The sequence below is a fragment of the Parabacteroides sp. B2-S-102 genome, from assembly GCF_023656665.1.
Taxonomy (GTDB): Bacteria; Bacteroidota; Bacteroidia; order Bacteroidales; family Tannerellaceae; genus Parabacteroides; species Parabacteroides distasonis.
Window position 1 is genome coordinate 445,309 of the sequence record NZ_JAMOKM010000002.1, and the last position, 19,203, is coordinate 464,511.

Annotated in this window: 15 protein-coding genes and 5 tRNA genes; 7 read left to right on the forward strand and 13 right to left on the reverse strand. The window is 44.8% G+C overall.

What is annotated here, in order from left to right; genetic code table 11:
- Positions 1-123: 123 nt before the first annotated feature.
- Positions 124-1,734: an OmpP1/FadL family transporter gene (locus NBH07_RS04675; RefSeq protein ID WP_008779585.1), complete on the reverse strand. Its 1,611-nt coding sequence runs from the start codon at positions 1,732-1,734 to the stop codon at positions 124-126.
- Positions 1,735-1,764: 30 nt separating this feature from the next.
- Complete coding sequence (locus tag NBH07_RS04680) at positions 1,765-3,054, reverse strand: hypothetical protein (protein WP_008779584.1); 1,290 nt, start codon at positions 3,052-3,054, stop codon at positions 1,765-1,767.
- Positions 3,055-3,341: 287 nt separating this feature from the next.
- Between NBH07_RS04680 and NBH07_RS04685 the strand changes: the two genes are divergently transcribed.
- Complete coding sequence (locus NBH07_RS04685; RefSeq protein WP_005858160.1) at positions 3,342-5,408, forward strand: cation:proton antiporter; 2,067 nt, start codon at positions 3,342-3,344, stop codon at positions 5,406-5,408.
- Positions 5,409-5,411: 3 nt separating this feature from the next.
- Here NBH07_RS04685 and NBH07_RS04690 read toward each other — a convergent pair whose 3' ends face one another.
- The 7 genes from NBH07_RS04690 to NBH07_RS04720 form a co-directional block, all read right to left on the reverse strand.
- The gene (locus tag NBH07_RS04690) at positions 5,412-6,407 is read right to left on the reverse strand and encodes an Acg family FMN-binding oxidoreductase (protein WP_005858161.1); all 996 of its coding nucleotides are present in this window, start codon (positions 6,405-6,407) and stop codon (positions 5,412-5,414) included.
- A 114-nt stretch (positions 6,408-6,521) separates the two neighbouring features.
- Positions 6,522-6,606, reverse strand: a tRNA-Ser gene (locus NBH07_RS04695).
- Between the two features lie 15 nt (positions 6,607-6,621).
- Positions 6,622-6,694, reverse strand: a tRNA-Lys gene (locus tag NBH07_RS04700).
- A gap of 19 nt (positions 6,695-6,713) precedes the next feature.
- Positions 6,714-6,786, reverse strand: a tRNA-Lys gene (locus NBH07_RS04705).
- A 116-nt stretch (positions 6,787-6,902) separates the two neighbouring features.
- Positions 6,903-7,706, reverse strand: coding sequence for an MBL fold metallo-hydrolase (locus NBH07_RS04710; protein WP_005858162.1), 804 nt, complete (start codon positions 7,704-7,706; stop codon positions 6,903-6,905).
- A 49-nt stretch (positions 7,707-7,755) separates the two neighbouring features.
- Positions 7,756-8,820 carry an asparaginase gene (locus NBH07_RS04715; protein ID WP_005858163.1) on the reverse strand — a complete coding sequence of 355 codons (1,065 nt, stop codon included), beginning with the start codon at positions 8,818-8,820 and terminating at the stop codon, positions 7,756-7,758.
- A gap of 22 nt (positions 8,821-8,842) precedes the next feature.
- Positions 8,843-9,454 (reverse strand): trimeric intracellular cation channel family protein, encoded by a 612-nt coding sequence (locus tag NBH07_RS04720; RefSeq protein ID WP_005858164.1) that lies wholly within the window; start codon positions 9,452-9,454, stop codon positions 8,843-8,845.
- A 172-nt stretch (positions 9,455-9,626) separates the two neighbouring features.
- Here NBH07_RS04720 and NBH07_RS04725 point away from each other — a divergent pair, with 172 nt between their 5' ends.
- Complete coding sequence (locus NBH07_RS04725; protein WP_005858165.1) at positions 9,627-11,108, forward strand: DUF3943 domain-containing protein; 1,482 nt, start codon at positions 9,627-9,629, stop codon at positions 11,106-11,108.
- On the opposite strand, the gene NBH07_RS04730 is transcribed toward NBH07_RS04725, so the two are convergent.
- A complete protein-coding gene (locus NBH07_RS04730) occupies positions 11,105-12,742 on the reverse strand; it encodes an ABC-F family ATP-binding cassette domain-containing protein (protein ID WP_005858166.1) in 1,638 nt (545 codons plus the stop codon). The genes NBH07_RS04725 and NBH07_RS04730 overlap by 4 nt on opposite strands.
- Positions 12,743-13,087: 345 nt before the next feature.
- On the opposite strand from NBH07_RS04730, the gene NBH07_RS04735 reads away from it, so the two are divergent.
- Positions 13,088-13,636 (forward strand): 30S ribosomal protein S16, encoded by a 549-nt coding sequence (locus NBH07_RS04735; protein ID WP_005858168.1) that lies wholly within the window; start codon positions 13,088-13,090, stop codon positions 13,634-13,636.
- 82 nt (positions 13,637-13,718) lie between these two features.
- Here the strand turns inward: NBH07_RS04735 and NBH07_RS04740 are convergent, their stop codons facing one another.
- A complete protein-coding gene (locus NBH07_RS04740; protein ID WP_005866270.1) occupies positions 13,719-14,051 on the reverse strand; it encodes a CGGC domain-containing protein in 333 nt (110 codons plus the stop codon).
- Positions 14,052-14,135: 84 nt separating this feature from the next.
- The gene (gene trxA / locus NBH07_RS04745; protein ID WP_005858169.1) at positions 14,136-14,609 is read right to left on the reverse strand and encodes a thioredoxin; all 474 of its coding nucleotides are present in this window, start codon (positions 14,607-14,609) and stop codon (positions 14,136-14,138) included.
- Positions 14,610-14,801: 192 nt separating this feature from the next.
- Here trxA and NBH07_RS04750 point away from each other — a divergent pair.
- Both NBH07_RS04750 and NBH07_RS04755 read left to right on the forward strand, forming a co-directional pair.
- Positions 14,802-14,886, forward strand: a tRNA-Ser gene (locus tag NBH07_RS04750).
- 1,140 nt (positions 14,887-16,026) lie between these two features.
- Positions 16,027-16,114: transfer RNA gene (locus NBH07_RS04755), tRNA-Ser, on the forward strand.
- Between the two features lie 80 nt (positions 16,115-16,194).
- On the opposite strand, the gene NBH07_RS04760 is transcribed toward NBH07_RS04755, so the two are convergent.
- The gene (locus tag NBH07_RS04760; RefSeq protein WP_009017125.1) at positions 16,195-17,070 is read right to left on the reverse strand and encodes a DMT family transporter; all 876 of its coding nucleotides are present in this window, start codon (positions 17,068-17,070) and stop codon (positions 16,195-16,197) included.
- Positions 17,071-17,228: 158 nt separating this feature from the next.
- Here NBH07_RS04760 and NBH07_RS04765 point away from each other — a divergent pair, with 158 nt between their 5' ends.
- Positions 17,229-18,578, forward strand: a complete 1,350-nt coding sequence (locus NBH07_RS04765) for an MATE family efflux transporter (RefSeq protein WP_039848585.1) — start codon at positions 17,229-17,231, stop codon at positions 18,576-18,578.
- Entirely contained in the window at positions 18,575-19,165 is a 591-nt protein-coding gene (locus NBH07_RS04770; protein ID WP_009017123.1) for a Crp/Fnr family transcriptional regulator, read from the forward strand. The genes NBH07_RS04765 and NBH07_RS04770 overlap by 4 nt, the downstream gene beginning before the upstream one ends.
- Positions 19,166-19,203: the final 38 nt, after the last annotated feature.

A 19,203-nucleotide genomic window follows, 5' to 3' on the forward strand; every position in this document is an offset into this window, starting at 1 on the left:
AGCAAAAGAACGAAAAATATTTTAAACCAACAAACATTTTATTTCAAATTATAAAAAGAATGTCCCCTGCCCGCACCTTTAACGTACGAACAGGGGACTTTACTGATCTAAAATATATGTATATTAGAACTTGTATCCCAATGTCAAAGCTACACGAGTCGTGTTTGTTTTCATCGTGGCGGGTTGGGCTTCGAGGAATGGTTTCGGATCATCTCCCGCAAACATATTAGAGAACGCATAAACATCTTCCTTATGCGTACGGAATACACAAGCCAAGTCCGTATAGAAGTTCGGGGTGAAGCGATAACCGATACCTACCGTATAATTCATGACCCCTTTATCGATCGTATAATTAGGAATCGTACCAACCGTAAAGACCTCTTTCTCTCCATTCTTCAGTTTATCCTTGATCGGACTATCGCTGTAGGCGACACCTGCTCTTACGGCAAATTGAGGAGTAACCTTTACCTCCGCACCTACACGGATCGTATTCATTGACTTGAAATTATCCGTTATATCTTGGTTAGTATACACGTTACTGCTACCATCCGTTTGATACATACGCATATTCTTATAATTCATCAACTCGTAATCAACGCTTATCAAAGCGGTCGTACCCAAGATAGCGGCGGCACTAAAGATCCATTTATCCGGAGAACGGAATTCATAGTCATAATAAGCATTATTAGGGGTAGCGGCATCTAGTTTACGCTCTTTCATCTCCCCTTTATCCATAAAGGTCAGATAAGAACCGGCCTCACCATAATAACGATCTGTCATCTTATACCACGTAGGTGAATTATAAGCCACACCCAAGCGAAGAAAATCGGCGGGACGGACGATAGCACCCACATTAAATGAATACCCGGTACCATCCGTATCCAAGTAATTATCTAAGTATAAATTATTGCCGTTCGTAAATTCCTCATCATACGATGACTGATATCGATAGTTCAGATCCGTAATCGCAACCGTAGCGCCAAGCATCACAAGTTCCGATATATTTATACCGAAAGCCAAATCATATTGATCCACGGAACCTCGCTCTGAAACTTTTAATTGACCTCCTTGCAATAAATATGGACTCCATTGCCCATCCGCATTATTATCTCCGAACGCACTATAATACTCTTTATCATTATCGTTATATGAATCCATATAACCGGCATTGTATCCTAGAATAGATAGCCAATCACCCAAGTCTTGATTGTTATAAGGATTATAGTCCTTATCCTCCCCTAACAGTCCGCTAGGCATTCCTGCCGCACGCATGGCCACATAATCAGAAAGAGAAGTATTCAAATCACCTCCTGTAGCCATCGTATAGTTCCGGCTATAATTCTTCAAGCGATTATAAGAGAAACCAACGTTCCAGCTCACGATACCCTCATCATTCGCTGTCGGGAAATATCCTACGTAAGCGATATTATCGAAACTCACCTTCGTACGGCTGTTATCCACCTTCGAACCAAGCCAATCGGTCTTCGCCGAGGCCGAAGACAAACTCAATGTCGTAACCACCTCCGAGCTTTTATAAATCGCCAAGCCTGCCGGGTTCGTATTCATAGCGGAAATATCACCACCTAACGCACCAAAAGCACCACCCATTCCTAAATAACGAGCCGTACCATTCAACTCCGTCTGGGAATACTTAAAGGCATCCAACTGTGACTGCGAAAAAGCGGTGCCGCCACACAGGGCAAGCACCGACATTATAATTCCTATCCTTTTCATCGTATCTCTAATTTTATCAACCTAACACTTTTACCTGCGACCACCACCGGCACGGCCACCTCCGCCACCAACAGAGCCTCCACTAGAACGACCTCCACCGAAGCTACCGGAAGAAGAACCTACCGAACTACTACGAGAAGGAGAGGAACTTCTAAATTGACTGGAAGAAGAGCGACTATTTGAGAAATCGCTACTGCTCCTAGAAGAGGAACGTGTTACCGGAGCTGAATATTGACGTCCGGAAGAAGATGCGGCTCCAGAACTACTTCTGGAAATCCTTGTTCTCGCCGAGCTATTACTTATGCCCGAGCTACTTCTTGTCGTTGCCGAATTTCTAACAGAAGAAGAGGAACGACGTCCCGCACCAGAGGATATAGCAGATTCCCTACGGGTAGATCCCGCACGTCCATTGCTCAATGAACTTGAAGACGAAGGTCTTGTAGTCGATCCTGAATTTCTCAAGGAAGAAGAGCCACTGCTCCGCCCACCTGTATAACCGGAACCTCTGCCACTCGCATAAGAGCGATTATCTCGATAAGAGGAACGTCCGTTTGAATAATGTCTACTTGGAGTCGAGTAGTAACCGGGATAGTAATGGTGATGATGTCCCCAATGGCCACCCCAATAGCCTCCACCCCAGCCCCAAGACGGGCCATACCATGGATCGTACCACGGACTATAATAGCCGGCATAAAAGCCTCCCCAGCCCCAGCCGAATCCCCAAGACGGGCCGTAGAAGCGAGATGAATAAGTCCACCAAGGGCTATAGCTATAGAACCAAGGATCGTACCAACCTGTATACCAAGGCGAGCCCCAGCCGTTGCCGACATTGATATTAAAATTCACGTTCGCACTACCGTTCGAATAATCCGTATCATAGCCGTAACCATAATATCCGTCACTCAGATACAAATCGACTTGATCCGCTCCGGCGATCGTAATCTTACTCGGCGAATGATAACGAATGATACGTTCCGTATATTCAGTATCCGAACGACGCTCGGAAGAAGACTCATTCTCATCGCTATCCTCATAGATAACGGAATCATCCTCACGATAAGGCTCCTCTACCTCGACTGATGTATAACGACGGTTATATTCATCCACATCCCGGCTGTCTGAAGAAGCTGGGCTCTTGGCTGTAGCGACCAGGGCCCTAGACTCCTGTTTCGGCTGAACAACCTTTTTCTCTTCAACCTGTTCTTTCTTTTTCTTGTTTTTGGAAGAGAAATACACATCATCAAAGAACTCCTCCTGAGCCGCAGCACTAAACGCGATCAGAAGCATCATCACTAAAGATGTTAATTTCATGGGTTTCATATTTGTTTCTCCTCTACATTAAATAAATATTTTTCTCTTTTCATGTTTGACACCCTTTTATGCAAAGGGTTTAAACGCTTTTTAGTTTTATAACAATAAACTCAATGCAATGTATGTACAAATATAATCGGTTCACGCTAATGTCCCAAGATTTACATATACTTTAACTTATAAAACTCACACATTCATTGTTATCTATAAAAGAAGATGCAAAGTTGGCGTAAACGCTGCAATCTCCGCAAATTCTTATTATTTTTGTTTCAAATTATAACGAAAAAATTACGCATATGGTATTAGCCTCGACAATAGATTTCACATTGCCCTTAGCGGACCCGGTATTAAAATTTCTCTTGATTCTTTTAATTATCCTGGCCGCTCCCCTTTTATTAAACAAGCTGAGAATCCCTCACCTGCTTGGACTGATCATTGCCGGCGCAATTATCGGACCGCACGGCTTTAATCTCGTATTACGGGATAGCAGCATTATCTTGTCCGGGACGGCGGGATTGCTTTATATCATGTTTCTCGCCGGATTGGAAATCGATATGGCGGATTTTAAGAGAAATAGTACGAAAAGCCTAGCATTCGGCATGTACACATTCCTCATTCCGATGATCCTAGGAACGGTTGTCGGAATATGGGTCCTGCGATTCAACGTATTGACCTCCGTTTTACTCGCCAGTATGTTCGCCTCCCATACATTGATCGCCTATCCGATTATCAGCAAACTGGGTATCAGCAAAAACAAAGCTGTCAGTATCACCGTAGGAGGAACGATGATCACTGATACCTTGGCATTGCTCGTCCTAACGATCATTGTCGGCATGGCCACCGGACAGGTCAACGATATGTTTTGGATTCGTCTGGGGGTTTCCATCTTGATATTCGCGTTAATCGTATTATTCGGTTTCCCTTTCATTGGGCGTTGGTTCTTTAAGCATGTACACGATAATATATCACAGTATATATTCGTGCTGGTGATGGTATTTCTGGGATCTTTCCTAGCTCAGGTAGCGGGTATGGAGGCGATCATCGGGGCGTTCTTATCCGGACTAGCCCTAAATCGCCTTATCCCGCAAAGCTCACCCTTGATGAATCGTGTCGAGTTCGTAGGAAATGCCATATTCATCCCATTCTTCTTGTTGGGCGTAGGTATGTTAATAGATTATCGTACGTTCTTTACCAGTTTCGAGACCATTAAAGTAGGGCTTATCATGATTATCGTAGCTACGGCCGCCAAATACATAGCCGCTTGGATGACCCAAAAGACTTTCCATCTGTCCACAGATCAGCGAAGCGTTATTTTCGGCTTAAGTAACGCACAAGCCGCCGCTACATTGGCCGCCGTGATGGTCGGATATAACGTAATCACCGGAACAGACGCTAATGGGGAACCAATCCGGTTATTAAATGAGAGCGTGTTGAACGGTACGATCCTGATGATACTTGTCACTTGTACCATCGCCTCTTTCGCCGCCCAAAAAGGCGCTCATAACATAGCGGCCCAAGATATATCCGATAAGGAGGAAAACAAAAAAGAATCAGAGCATATCTTGATACCGGTCAGCAATGAAGAGACCGTGGAAGAGCTGGTCAACCTCAGCTTGGCGATCAAATCTCCCCAAAACAAGAACGGCTTGTTTGCCCTAAAAGTGATAGATAACCATCATTCAGACGAGAAAGCGTTAAAACAATCCCGCAGGGTTCTACAGACCGCAGTCAATACGGCTGCCGCCACGGATACCCGGATGAAAGATTTATTAAGATATGACTTAAGCGTATCGAATGCTATCGCCAGCGTGGTAAAAGAGCGGGAGATCACAGATCTGGTAGTGGGATTGCACAAGGAAAAAGATATACCGGCGGCCTTCCTAGGCCATATCGTGGAAAGTGTATTGGCGGAAAGTAGTGTAAGTACATTCATATACAAGCCCGCACAACCCATCTCTACCGTTAGACGGCATCTGATCATCATCCCGGAATTGGCCGAAAAAGAAATCGGTTTCAACCAAATCATCTTCCGGTTACGAAACGTGACCCAGAACACAGGTGCAGCGACAGTCTTTTACGGTTCGGAAGCGACCTTGAATGCCTTAAAGAAATTATTAGCCAAGAAAAGCGGAGAAGCCAGTTATATCGAATTCAACGACTGGGATGACTTCCTGATCGTTTTCCGGGATATAAAACCGGACGACACGATGTGGATTATCCTTAGCCGCAAGGAAGGACTTTCCTACGCTCCCGCCATGGCCCGTATCCCCAAGTACCTCAACAAATACTTCCAGGCAAACAGTTTCGTATTGGCATATCCCGTGCAGGCTGGCATGAACGAGGGTACTCGCTATCTGACTTAACCATTACGGAACCAGCCTCTCACGCCAAGACTTTCGAGGTGAGTACGGCATTTTCCGCTTGGCGTATCCCAGACGGAGGATCAAGGCTGGAATCTCGTTGGTGAAAGACAAGTCTTTCGCCAGCAAACCGGAAAGATCACGCACCTCACAAGGCTGGTTCAAAAAGGCGAAAGCGATATTCTTTTCCGTAGCTCTCAAAAGAAAACGTTGCAAACTCCGGCCTAGCGCAAACCATTCCGGTAGCGTATTTATCCGTAAGGCGAACAAGGCTAAATGAGAAGAAGAGTCCAGCTTCTTCTTGTCTCCCCTATTTTGTATGCCGGCTTTCAAGACACTTCCCATGATTGTCTCTGAGATAAGACGGGGAAGGTTCGGCGCCCCGAACACCGCATAACTCAGGCCGTCCGATGTAGCTCGTACATGATTCTTATTAAAACGCATCCATGATTTCAGCTCTCGCTTAAACAGACGATCGTTCATTTGCCGGTTATTCCCCGCAAATATATAAGAAGAAAGCGTATCGAACTCCCACTCTCCTTTCGACCACAAATGCAGACTGATATTTTCCTCCAAAGGCGTATTCCTCAAATAGCTCAGTTGATCCGATGGAATCATTTCCCCGGAATATATGCCTCGATTCGTCTGTCTCACCGAAATTTCCTCGATAAGCCCACTCGTCTCCTTAATCATCGATGCCTCCGACAAGAGTACGGTGATCTCCCCCGATCCTGAAAAAAACGGTAGCGGAGTATATCCTTTTGCCTCAGCCGCAATGCAAAGATTCTCGGTGGCGCATCCTAAGCTAATAAATAACTCACGGTTATCCGGATCTACGGCCGGAAGGGACTTACTCATATCCGGAAGAATCTGTATCCTATCCTTTTGCACACGAAACAACCAAGGTTGGGTATTATGCCCCGATGGGGCTTTCACGGCTTGTTCCATCATATAGATAAAATCCGGCCGTATATCACTTATCCGCAATGATCCTGTTTCCATATTATTATACACTTTCTCATTCTAGCGATGCCCGCTACCTCTTTCCGTTTGTGCCCGGACAAACGCCTCAAAAACAAAAAATCCCGTAAAGCTTTCGCCTTACAGGACTCTCTGCGGAAAGACAGGGATTCGAACCCCGGGAACCTCTCAGTTCAACGGTTTTCAAGACCGCCGCAATCGACCACTCTGCCATCTTTCCAATAAGTAAATCGTGTGACCTGGGAGGGGCTCGAACCCTCGACCCAATGATTAAGAGTCATTTGCTCTACCAGCTGAGCTACCAAGTCAACATGTTATTTGTTTGAGTGACCTGGGAGGGGCTCGAACCCTCGACCCAATGATTAAGAGTCATTTGCTCTACCAACTGAGCTACCAAGTCATTCTGTTTCGCTATCGTTACTTTTTCAAACCACCGTTTGTTTCTCGATTGCGGGTGCAAAGATAGAGGTTTTATTTTTCCCCGCAAACTTTTCGACTACTTTTTTTCTTAAAATTTTAATCAAACTCGTAAATATCCGAGGGTGTAGTCCGCTTCAACGCTACCAATGAGACATCTTTCCCTACCCTTATGCCCTCTTGGAAAAGACGTATATCCACTGTCTTATAGGCCAGTTCGGGATGGTTATTGTCCCGGCTGAGATGGCAAAGCCAGATATTCTTCAAACCGGTATTATAATGGGTCGCCAAGAACTCTGCGGCCTCCCTATTACTCAAATGCCCGGTGGGGCTCGCCACCCGCTCTTTCAAGAAAGCGGGATATGTACCGAAACGAAGCATCTCCTCGTCATAGTTCGCTTCCAATATTAAATGGTTCGCCATGCAGATATATTTCCCCACCGTGTCCGTGATATGGCCTACGTCGGTAGCGAAAGTGAATTTATGATTACCATACTCGATATGGTACCCCACATTATCAGTACTATCGTGAGGCACCTCGAAAGCCGTGATACGGAAATCACGGATAAGGAATGGAACTTCTTTTTCTATAACCTTGCGGGAGACACATAAGGTCTCCTCCACATACCGGCTCTTATCAATCCCCCGGTGCACGTCGGCTGTCGCATAGACAGGAATGCAAAGCTTCTCGCCCAAATACCCGACCGTCTTGATATGATCCGCATGATCGTGGGTAATCAACACGGCCACGATCTTGGTAAAATCGATCGACCGGTCCTTCAATACTTTCTTTATGGTCCGGATTCCGATACCTGCGTCAATCAGCATACCGAATTCCGAAGTCCCCAAATAATAGCAGTTCCCACTGCTCCCACTCGCTAAACTCAGAAATGATAGTTTCATACTCTCCTATTCCGCAACACTGCTTTTTTTCTGTTTTACATAGTATACACTAGGGGCGGAACGTCTCAGGGATCGATACCTCCCCGATTAACGAGCAGTTCATATGCTCCTTCACCTCGTCGGGTGTCAGCCCATGGCCGAAGAGGAACATTAGCTTCGTTACGGCGCTCTCCGTCGTACTATCGAAGCCGCTCGTCACGCCTGCCTCCAACAATTTGTGCCCCGTCTCATAACGGTGCATCTCCACACTTCCAGCCCTACACTGAGTAACATTCACGATAACGATACCACGGTCTACAGCCTCCTTCAACATATTCAAGAACCATTCCTCGCACGGAGCGTTTCCGCTTCCGAATGTTTCCATCACCACGCCTTTCAGACCCGGGATATTCAGGATACTTTCCACTACTTGCGGAGAAATTCCGGGGAATAGTTTTAGTATAGCGATATTTCGGTCCAACAAATAATGCGGCTTCAGCGGCTTACGCGATACCGGATGATATACCTGCGGCAGATCATACTTAATATAGATACCCGCATGAGCCAAAGCCGGGTAATTGTACGAACGGAACGCATTAAAATTATCTGCGTTTATCTTACTCGTACGATTCCCCCTCAATAAATCATTCTCAAAAAAGATACAGACCTCCGGGACCAACGGTAAGCCGTTCTCCTTGGCGGCCGCTATCTCGATCGCCGTAATCAAGTTCTCCTTCCCATCGGTACGCAACATCCCGATCGGTAATTGCGATCCCGTAAGGATCACCGGCTTACTCAGGTTCTCGAGCATAAAACTCAATGCCGATGCCGTATACGACATTGTATCCGTGCCATGCAGTACCACAAAGCCGTCGTATTTCTGATAATTATCGGCGATGATTTTCACGATCTTCATCCACGAGTCCGGCCCCATCTCCGAGGAGTCCATCGGAGGATCGAACTGTATCGTGGCCACCGAATACCCCAGTTTCTTCAACTCCGGCATATTGTCCTTCAAATGCTGGAAATTAAACGACTCTAACACTCCAGTCTCCGGATTCTCGATCATACCTATCGTCCCACCCGTATATATCAACAGGATGGAAGCCTTTTCTTGTTGAGTATGCATGTCCATATAATTATGCAAAGTTAATAAATTATTCTTCTCCTTTCAACACCGGAACACTTATATGATATTTTACGGCGATTATACGTGCGAGGAACACGCTCAACGCCGATACGAACTGTATCATCGCCGCCGACATAGAAGTTTGCATACATATATAATATATCAAACCGCCAAAGACACAAGCCAACGCATAAATATCTTTCCGGAATATCAAAGGCTCCTCATTAATCAATATATCCCTCATCATACCGCCAAACGAGCCGGTTATAGTTCCCATCACGATCGCCACCCACATGGGAAACCCGAAATCCAAGGTCTTGGCGATACCTACCACCACAAACAACCCCAATCCGATAGCATCGAATATAAAAAATGTATTGTTCAAACGGATCACGTATTTTCGGAAAGCGATAACGAACAACAAAGCCAAGGCCGAGACAATCAAATAAGAGGCTTGTTCCATCCAAAAAGGCACCGCATTCAATAAAATATCACGAATCGTACCTCCTCCTACAGCGGTCACGACACCCACCACATAGGCGCCAAACCAATCAAATTGTTTCGCAGAAGCCAATCTTATGCCACTTATGGCAAACGCAAAGGTCCCTGTATAGTCACAAAAGGTGATAAAATCTATCATTTTGTTTTTTTCGCAAAAATACGGAATAGTTCGCAAATAACAGCATTTATAGAAAGAATACCTAACAATAATTTAAACCAAACGAATCCCTTAATGTTTATTATATATAAGTTTGCGGAGTGGTTATAACCGTAACCTATTGATTTTTATTTACAAAAGAGAATTGAGTTAGATGAGGATGAAAAAATGCATGTTGATCGGGTTGATCTGTCTGCTATCCAGCCAATGGATGTGGGGGCAACACTTCCCTCAGATGGATGCCCGCAATTACGTGAGCGACACGGCCCTTTTCATTCCACGCCGCCCTTGGTTGGCAGCAAGCGAGGTATTCGGAATGAACATGGCCGTCTGGACTTTCGACCGTTTCTTAATGAACGAGGATTTCGCGAAGATAAACGGACATACGATTAAGCAAAACTTCAAGACGGGGCCTGTTTGGGACACGGATAAGTTCTCTACCAATCTGGTGGCCCATCCCTATCACGGATCGTTATATTTCAACGCGGCCCGTAGCAACGGACTGAATTTCTGGCAATCCATTCCATTCGCGGCGGGAGGCAGCCTAATGTGGGAATTCTTTATGGAAACGGAACCGCCCTCCATCAATGACATGCTTGCCACCTCTTTCGGCGGTATAGAATTAGGTGAGATTACCTACCGGCTCTCCGACTTATTCATCGACAACCGCTCCCACGGGGCGGAACGTGTGGGACGGGAGATCTTATCCGGTTTGATATCTCCGATGCGGGCGATCAATCGTATCATCACGGGAGAAGCTTGGAGACACAGCAGCTCCAAGGGGCGTGTCTACACCTCGGTTCCCGTAAACTTCATCGTGGGTGTTGGTCCTCGCTTCCTTGCCGAGCAGGAAGGCTCCAAGCATGGCACTACGAGCATGCACGTATCCTTCAGGTTGGATTATGGAGATCCTTTCAATGATGATTTCTATTCGCCCTATGAATGGTTTCAGCTGAAGGCCGGGTTCGATTTCTTTTCCAGCCAGCCGCTCATCAGCCAAGTCAATGCCGTTGGGGCTATCTGGGGGAAACAGGTCTGGAGTAAAGGCCCTCGTAGTCTGGCCGCTGGAATCTTTCAGCATTTCGACTACTATGATTCCGAGTTAAAATCCAATAGTTCCCAAACGGTAGCTCCCTACCGCATATCGGAAGCGGCGGCAGTCGGTGGTGGATTGATCTATTACAAAAGAGGCACGCCGGACAATAAGGTAGATGTTTACGCCGAATTATACGGAACAGGAGTCGCCTTGGGCGCAAGCATCTCCGATTATCTCCGGCTGGAAGAGAGAGATTATAATCTGGGAAGCGGTTATAGCGTGAAAGCGTTTACCGGATTGGCTTACGATAAACGCTGGGCGTTCTTGATCGATTTGGAAAACTACCATATCTTCACATGGAAAGGATACGAGCCGGATATAGACTGGAATGCGGTGGACCCTACAAAGTTAAACGTACAAGGCGATGCCGGCAACGCACGTTTAACGGTATTTTCCACCACCTTAGCCTATATGTCCAAGCATAAATGGAATATTGCGTTGCGAAATCGTTATTTCTCCCGCCGTACCCATTATAAGTATCATAAAGATATAGATAGCTCCACGTATGATATTATGCTGACGCTTGGGTGGAGGATTTAATTCTTCCGCTCAAGCTCACGCAGATTCTCCATCTTCTTGCGCTGCATAAACTCATAGATGCCTTCCAAATGCTCCGTCACTTTTTGGTTTCCGAACTCATAGACCTTAGAGACCAGCCCATCCAAGAAATCACGGTCGTGGGATACGACGATCAACGTCCCGTCAAAGTCAAGCAACGCCTGCTTCAAGATATCCTTCGTCTTCATATCCAGATGGTTTGTCGGCTCATCCAGAATCAGCAAGTTCACAGGCTCCAACAATAGCTTAATCATGGCCAGACGTGTGCGCTCGCCACCGGAAAGCACCTTCACCTTCTTCGCCGAGTTCTCGCCGCCAAACATGAACGCACCCAGCAGATCCTTGATCTTATTACGGATATCGCCTTGCGCCACATCGTCTATCGTCTGGAAAACCGTAAGATTCTCATCCAGCAGGGAGGCTTGGTTCTGGGCGAAATAACCGATCATCACGTTATGCCCCAGCGTCAACGTCCCCTCATGCTCGATCTCTTTCATGATACACTTCACCAAGGTAGACTTACCCTCGCCATTCTTCCCGACGAAAGCGATCTTATCCCCTCGCTCGATCATCAGATTAGCGTTTCGGAAAACCGTATGATCGCCATACGCTTTCGAGACATTCTCGATCGTTACCGGATAAGAGCCCGAACGGGGCGAAGGCGGAAACTTCAAGCGCAAAGCCGAGGTATCTTCCTCATCCACCTCCAAGATCTCCAGTTTCTCCAGCATCTTCACACGGCTCTGCACCTGCAAGGTCTTGGAGTACGTGCCCTTGAAACGCTCGATGAACTCTCTCGTCTCGGCGATCATCTTCTGTTGCTCGTCATAAGCCTTCTGTTGTTGCTCACGACGTTCCTTCCGTAATTGCAAGTATTGGCTATAGTTTACCTTATAATCATAAATCCGGCCCATCGTCACCTCGATCGTACGAGTCGTGATATGATCCACGAACGCACGATCGTGGCTGATCACCACTACGGCCTGACCGTTATCGATCAAGAAATCCTCCAACCACTGGATAGACTCGATATCCAAGTGATTCGTCGGCTCGTCCAGCAAAAGGACATCCGGTTTCTTCAACAGTAGTTTCGCCAACTCGATACGCATACGCCAGCCACCGCTGAATTCACTGGTTTGCCGGTCGAAATCCTCCCGTTTGAAACCCAGTCCCAACAAGGTTTTCTCTATATCGGCGTCGTAATTGATCTCCTCTATGGAATAGAATTTCTCGCTCAAGGTAGAGACCCGCTCGATCAGCTCCATATAACCATCCGACTCATAGTCCGTACGAGTCTCCAGTTGCTTATTCAATTCGGCGATCTCCGCCTCCATCTCGTGCAGATGGGCGAAAGCCTGCGCCGTCTCCTCGAAAACGGTACGGCCATCCTCCGTCATCAAATGCTGCGGCAAATAAGCGATCACGGTATCTTTAGGGGCGGACACTTTTCCACGGCTTGGCTCCCGCACGCCGGCCAATATCTTCAACAAGGTAGATTTACCAGCACCGTTTTTGCCCATCAAAGCGATACGATCTTTCTCGTTAATCACAAAAGAAACATCCGAGAAAAGGGCGCTTCCACCAAACTCTACTGTTAGTCCGTCAACTGAAATCATATGTTTATTTTAATACATTAATATAATGAAGCCGCGAAGATAAGAAAAATCCCTTTCATTAGGGATGTACAGGAGATTTCATACGATCTTTCCGGGGCAAGACTAGGAAGAAATTGGTTGCCGATGCCGTCGACAATATTTTCGACGCCGTCAGCAATATTTCCGACAGCGTCAGCATTATTGCCGACGGTGTCGGCAACCAATTGCATAAAGGACTAATCCCTTAAACTACCTTAAAAAAAAGCAGAAGCATCCACATATTTTCCAACAAAACGCTTGTTTTATAAACAGAAACTCCTATCTTTGCACCCGCTAATACAAACAGCTTAAATTAATTATTCAAACATGGCAACAAAAATTAGATTGCAAAGACACGGTCGTAAAGGTTACGCCTTCTACCAAATCGTGATCGCAGACAGCAGGGCTCCACGTGATGGAAGATTTATTGAAAGGATAGGTTCTTATAATCCGAACACTAATCCTGCTACAGTAGATTTGAACTTCGAAAGAGCTTTGTATTGGTTACAAGTAGGTGCTCAACCTACAGACACAACTCGTAACATCCTTTCTCGCGAAGGCGTTTGCTTGAAAAAGCATTTATTGGAAGGTGTTAAGAAGGGTGCGTTCGACGAAGCCGCAGCTGAGGAGAAATTCCAAGCTTGGTTGAAGAATAAACAAGCTTCCGTACAAGCTATCAAAGAAAAAGACAGCGAAGCAGCTAGAGCAGAAGCTAAAGCACGTCTTGAGGCTGAGAAGGAAGCTAATAAGGCAAAAGCAGAAATCGTAGCTAAAAAGAAAGCAGAATTGGCAGCAGCTGAAGCTGCTAAGCAAGCTGAGGAAGCAGCCGCAGCGGCTCCCGCTGAAGAAGCTCCGGCAACTGAAAGCGCTGAATAATTCGTGCGATGCCAAAATAAAAAAGAGGACATTTTTCAATGCCCTCTTTTTTTATGCCTTTTCCACCAGCTACCGGATCTTCCTAATGCGTATAATCGATCAGCCGGATGCCATCGCCTAAATCGTTCTGGATAACATCCTTCATCCTTTTGGCGAAAGGACAGGCATAACCTATCGGCGTCCCTTTTTGGATACAGGAAGCAAAAGCGATACTATCCGCCCCTCTATTCACCAACTCCCTCGCCCTTAATACGGCCTTTTTTCCGGGACAACCTCCGCAATTGATAAACCCGATGATCTCAATATCTTCCTCTACGCCCTCAAAGGCTCCCTTTTTCTCACGGATCATCCTAAAATCAGTAGTACCGGGGCAAAAATCCTCTGTTTGCATACATCTGATAATTCCTACTTTCATAAAGCATCCCTCCCAATTAAAAAAGCCGTAAAATCTAAAATTCTACGGCTTTCCGATCTATAAATGATGATTAAGTAAGTCGTGTTACTTCTTCTTCAACAAGAAAGTATCGATCTGTTTCACAAACTCCTCACGGGGAAGAGCTCCCATCGATATCTGAGGTTGTCCTTCCTTAGGGATAAACAAGAACGTAGGAATACTTTGTATGCCGAAAGCGGCAGCCAACTCCTTTTCCTTATCCACATTTACCTTATAAACTACGATATCATTCTTATACAGGATAGCCAAATCCCTTAAAATAGGAGCCACTTGCTTGCAGGGACCACACCAGTCCGCATAAAAATCGATGATACAAGGCTTATCACCTTCATATACCCATTTCGTAGCGTTCTTCTCGTAATTGAATACCTTTTGCAGGAACTCTGCCTTGTTCAAAGTAACGACCTCTCCCTTGGAGGCGGTACCAGCCTCACTTGATTTATCTGATTTAGCGGACATCGAGCAGCTTACTAATAGCAGCACAACCGAAACCAGCCATAAACTTTTCAACTTTCTCATATAGAAACCTTTTACTTGATTGATAAATTATTTGCTACAAAAATAGCAATAAAAAGGGGATTCCCACACATTCTATTCTTAAAAGAAAAGAATAAACAAAAAGAAAAAAAGCGCATAAGACTCTTGTATATTCCAAAAGAATGACTACCTTTGCAAAGCAATTAAACGAAACGTTTGATCGCAAAACATCTTGGAAAGATGGCAGAGTGGTCGATTGCGGCGGTCTTGAAAACCGTTGAACCGAGAGGTTCCCGGGGTTCGAATCCCTGTCTTTCCGCAGAACCTACTGAACAAAACAAGAGAGTAAGTGGACAAAAACCTACAAATCGCTGATTTGTAGGTTTTTATCGCCTATAAGTCTTGTGTCCAATGCCTTATCAGAAGAAAATTCGGCTCACCTGATAATCAGTGGGGGTATCTTCAGGCTCATCTATATTTCAGCCGGCAACCTAAGACAAGTCGACCTACAGAAATATAGAAGTCGGCCAACAGATGAGATCATGGGATAACCATTACCATATAAATCGCTGTCTTATATCCTGTTAATCAACAGACCAACTCACTTGAGAAAGGCTTCCCAAGTGAATAACTAACCACTTCCAGACTCGTAAGCTTACGGCTACCCCCAGCCGTAAGTTATTCACTTGACAAGCCGTAAGTTATTCACCTGACAAGGCATAAATTATACATTAACCGTCTCTCCCCCGATGGTTATCGGGAAATGGCAGAGGAACTATAGATACAAGTGCCCCATTTGTCTTTTTGACAACTTGTAATCTGAAGTCCCGGAGAAACGATTATTCCGTACCCAAGTGCGTCTCGCTTCCAAATTCGAGAGAAAAAAACAGCAATTCTCTGTTTGATAGCTGTTTGCTGAAAAACGGCCTTTCGTTCCAGCCGAAATAATTCACCCTAGTTCATGTTTTACGGTCGTAAGGCGGTAATAATGCCCAACGCTACCGCATGTGAGGGCCGATACCTATATATGTGTAGGCTTACGCCACTATATGTGTAGCTTGACGCGACTATATGTGTGGGTTAACACTGCTATATGTGTGAGCTGATACAGCCATATGTGTAGGTTGATACGTATATATTCGTTAAAAAGCGACGCTTATCGTGTTAAAAAGCGGTGGTGGCAGCTTGTTCGCGCTCCCCGTTTACGCCCGTTGGCTTTTATAGCCAGAGAGCCGTGTCGTGAAAAAGAAGGCATTTCAATCAAAAAGATACCATTCATCGCATTAAGCTGACATCCGCGATTCTTGTCTTATCCCTTTGAATTAAGTCTGTCCCCAATAAATATCGGGTGAGCCAAGTAATCGCATCCAGACATTGCATCTCTATGTAAATTCGCAAGCGAAACTCTTGCATAATCAAAAAAAATCAATACCTTTGCACCCGGTTTCAACAAGACCTTGGAGAGATGCTCGAGTGGTTGAAGAGGCACGCCTGGAAAGCGTGTAAACCCCTAAAGGGTTTCGCGGGTTCGAATCCCGCTCTCTCCGCAGAACTAACCAGATAATGAACAGTCAAGTCCCACAAATCCAACGATTTGTGGGACTTTTTAGATTTTTTGTTACCTACACTAAATCTTCTTGTTTGATCGAATAACACTTAGTGTTTGTAAGATGACAGACAATATTATTACCCCTAGCCCTATATAAAAAGCGGCGTTCAACTCTTTAGCCTCACTAAAAAGAAGCATAGCCAAGATAATGCTATAAATAGGTTCCAGATTATAACTCAAGTTTACCGTGAACGCAGAGATCTTTTTCAAGACTTGTATCTGAAGTAAATACAAACCAATCGTACAAACAGAAGCTAAAAGCAATAAATAAGTAAAATCTAATAGCCCGGGAACAATCGTCGATACAGGAAAATATCGCAAATAGAACGGTAAAATACAGGAAAGCCCGATAAAGCCACCTACCATTTCATACAAGAGCATGGTACTTGTTGAATAATTATTTCCGGTCTTCTTATTCGTGATCGTGAACAAAGCCGCTAAAGCGGATGATATAATACCCAAACCTATTCCTAAACGATAGCGAGTATCGAAATGGAAAATCAGTACCACCCCGAATAAAGTCAACAAACTAAAAACAACCTCCTTGAAAGACACTCTATGACAATTAATCAATGGCTCTAGAAAAGCCGTAAAGAAACCTACCAGAGAAAAACAAACCACTCCAATAGACACATTCGAAGCCTTTATACTTCCATAAAAGAAAACCCAATGCAATCCCAGCAATAACCCTACTCCCCCTATTCTCAAGGCATCCCCGAAAGAAATTCGATTCAATCTTTTGCTGACGGATAAAACGAGTAAAAACAACAAAGACGCAAGCATCATACGATACCAGACCAATAGGGCTTCATTCAAGCTAATCAATTTTCCAAATATGCCCGTCGCACCTGCCAAAATAATAGATATATGCAGTTTTATAAATGCGTCTTTCACTATGTCACTATTCTATTTAATTATGGACAAATGTACAAAGGAAATATAAGCTATCGAATTCAAACTTGATAAATACTCCGTTTTTTACCCTAATGGTAACTTTTTTCTAAATAGAGAAGCCTACTTTTGTGCCGCAAAAATAAAAAGAAAAGAAACTGATGATGCAAGACAGTATTGATTTTGGAACAATGAACATTCCGAAGTTGTTCCGTATGATGTTTATCCCTACCTTATTAGGTATGATCCTTTCCGCCACTATTAATATCGCCGATGGAATATTCGTAGGAAGAGGCGTAGGAAATGACGCCTTGGCTGCGGTAAATATCGTGGCTCCTTTTTTCATGTTAGCAACCGGAATCGGGCTTATGTTCGGAGTAGGCGCATCTATCGTCGCCTCGATCCACCTTTCACACCAGAAAGTTAAGGTAGCGAATATTAATATCACGCAAGCGCTTTCGGTCTCATTATGTATTATGTTATCGCTTTCCTTGTTAGTGATGACATTCCGTGCTGAGGTCGCTCTTTTATTGGGTAGTTCCGAGCAATTATTGCCCTCTGTATTGGAATATATGAACTGGATCGTCCCGTTCCTTGCCTTTTACATGTTATTGAATATCGGGTTATTCATTATCCGGTTAGACGGATCACCTACATACGCCATGTTATGCAGCGCTATCCCGGCCCTGATAAACCTAACATTAGACTATATTTTCGTTTTCCCATTGCATTGGGGATTAATGGGAGCCGCTTTAGCTTCCGCTATTTCCGTAATCGTAGGAAGTATTATGATCGTGGTTTATATCGTAGGTTTTTCTAAAGTATTACATCTTTACCGCCCTAAATTCTCGCTTAAAAGTATCTTATTGACAATCCGCAATATCGGATACATGGTAAAGCTTGGTTCTTCCGCATTCTTAACTGAGGCAGCTATCGCTTGTATGATGCTGGTGGGTAATTATATATTCATGAGATACCTTGGGGAAGACGGGGTTGCCGCCTATAGTGTAGCCTGTTATTGCTTTCCTATCGTATTCATGGTGAACAATGCGATCGCCCAGTCTATCCAGCCGATCATAAGCTACAACTATGGCATACAGCAGTGGAAAAGAGTACGGCAGGCGTTTAAGTTAGCCCTGCTATGCGCTGTCGTGTGCGGAGGACTCGCCTGCGTGGGTACTATTTTATTCTGCCCGAAAGTCTCCTCCTTATTTCTCGGTAATCATGGCAACGCTTACGAGATAGCAATCTCCGGTATTCCCTATTTTTCTTTGGGATATGTCTTTTTCGCTCTCAATATCGTTTGTATCGGGTACTACCAGAGCATAGAACGTTTCAAACCCGCTACGCTATTCACTATTCTACGAGGAATCGTGATTATCACCCTAAGTTTCATGTACCTACCTGTTGTCTGCGGAATTAAAGGTATTTGGCTGGCCGTACCTTTGTCGGAATTAATTACTTTTGTAATCATTGTGGTATACTATCTATTGAAACGTACAAGAGCATGAAAGAGGAAGTTCGCCAGAAAGTGATGGAACGGTTTTCAATCTCTGAGCAGGCCATGCGGTTATTGCTGGAAAGCGCAGAGATGATGTCGTTTGTCCCTAAAGATATAATCGTACATGAAGGTGAGATAAACACGAATATGTATATCTTATCCAAGGGAATCTGGCGGGCTTATACATTTAAAGATGGGACGGAAGATACCTTTTGGTTCGCCGTGGAGAGCGAGATCGCACTCCCGGTATGGGGATATACTTCCGGCTCTCCTTCTCTTTATACCATAGAAGCCGTTACGGAAAGCGAGGCGTATTGCCTATCCAAACAGAAACTAGAAATCCTATTTCAATCCTCCGTGCAATTAGCAAATATCGGAAGAAGGATTCTAGAGAATTTTATGCTTGAGATCGAGACTTCATGGTTAAGTTCTTACAAACGAACCGCCATTGAACGTTACGCCATTCTATTGGACAAGCAGCCCGAAATCATCCAATCCGTCCCCCTAAAATATATAGCTTCTTATCTAGGTGTCACGGCTCAATCCTTAAGTAGAATCCGGGCGAAATTAACTAGTTCTTTAACCTTTATCGTGTAAAGCCTCTTCATTTTTATAACGCATCGATAACCAACCTC

What these genes read in the sequence shown, in the direction of transcription:
- NBH07_RS04675 (WP_008779585.1), bottom strand. Translation starts at nt 1,734, where the DNA reads ATGAAAAGGATAGGAATTATAATGTCGGTGCTTGCCCTGTGTGGCGGC.
- NBH07_RS04680 (WP_008779584.1), bottom strand. Translation starts at nt 3,054, where the DNA reads ATGAAACCCATGAAATTAACATCTTTAGTGATGATGCTTCTGATCGCG.
- NBH07_RS04685 (WP_005858160.1), top strand. Translation starts at nt 3,342, where the DNA reads ATGGTATTAGCCTCGACAATAGATTTCACATTGCCCTTAGCGGACCCG.
- NBH07_RS04690 (WP_005858161.1), bottom strand. Translation starts at nt 6,407, where the DNA reads ATGGAAACAGGATCATTGCGGATAAGTGATATACGGCCGGATTTTATC.
- NBH07_RS04710 (WP_005858162.1), bottom strand. Translation starts at nt 7,706, where the DNA reads ATGAAACTATCATTTCTGAGTTTAGCGAGTGGGAGCAGTGGGAACTGC.
- NBH07_RS04715 (WP_005858163.1), bottom strand. Translation starts at nt 8,820, where the DNA reads ATGGACATGCATACTCAACAAGAAAAGGCTTCCATCCTGTTGATATAT.
- NBH07_RS04720 (WP_005858164.1), bottom strand. Translation starts at nt 9,454, where the DNA reads ATGATAGATTTTATCACCTTTTGTGACTATACAGGGACCTTTGCGTTT.
- NBH07_RS04725 (WP_005858165.1), top strand. Translation starts at nt 9,627, where the DNA reads ATGAGGATGAAAAAATGCATGTTGATCGGGTTGATCTGTCTGCTATCC.
- NBH07_RS04730 (WP_005858166.1), bottom strand. Translation starts at nt 12,742, where the DNA reads ATGATTTCAGTTGACGGACTAACAGTAGAGTTTGGTGGAAGCGCCCTT.
- NBH07_RS04735 (WP_005858168.1), top strand. Translation starts at nt 13,088, where the DNA reads ATGGCAACAAAAATTAGATTGCAAAGACACGGTCGTAAAGGTTACGCC.
- NBH07_RS04740 (WP_005866270.1), bottom strand. Translation starts at nt 14,051, where the DNA reads ATGAAAGTAGGAATTATCAGATGTATGCAAACAGAGGATTTTTGCCCC.
- trxA (WP_005858169.1), bottom strand. Translation starts at nt 14,609, where the DNA reads ATGAGAAAGTTGAAAAGTTTATGGCTGGTTTCGGTTGTGCTGCTATTA.
- NBH07_RS04765 (WP_039848585.1), top strand. Translation starts at nt 17,229, where the DNA reads ATGATGCAAGACAGTATTGATTTTGGAACAATGAACATTCCGAAGTTG.
- NBH07_RS04770 (WP_009017123.1), top strand. Translation starts at nt 18,575, where the DNA reads ATGAAAGAGGAAGTTCGCCAGAAAGTGATGGAACGGTTTTCAATCTCT.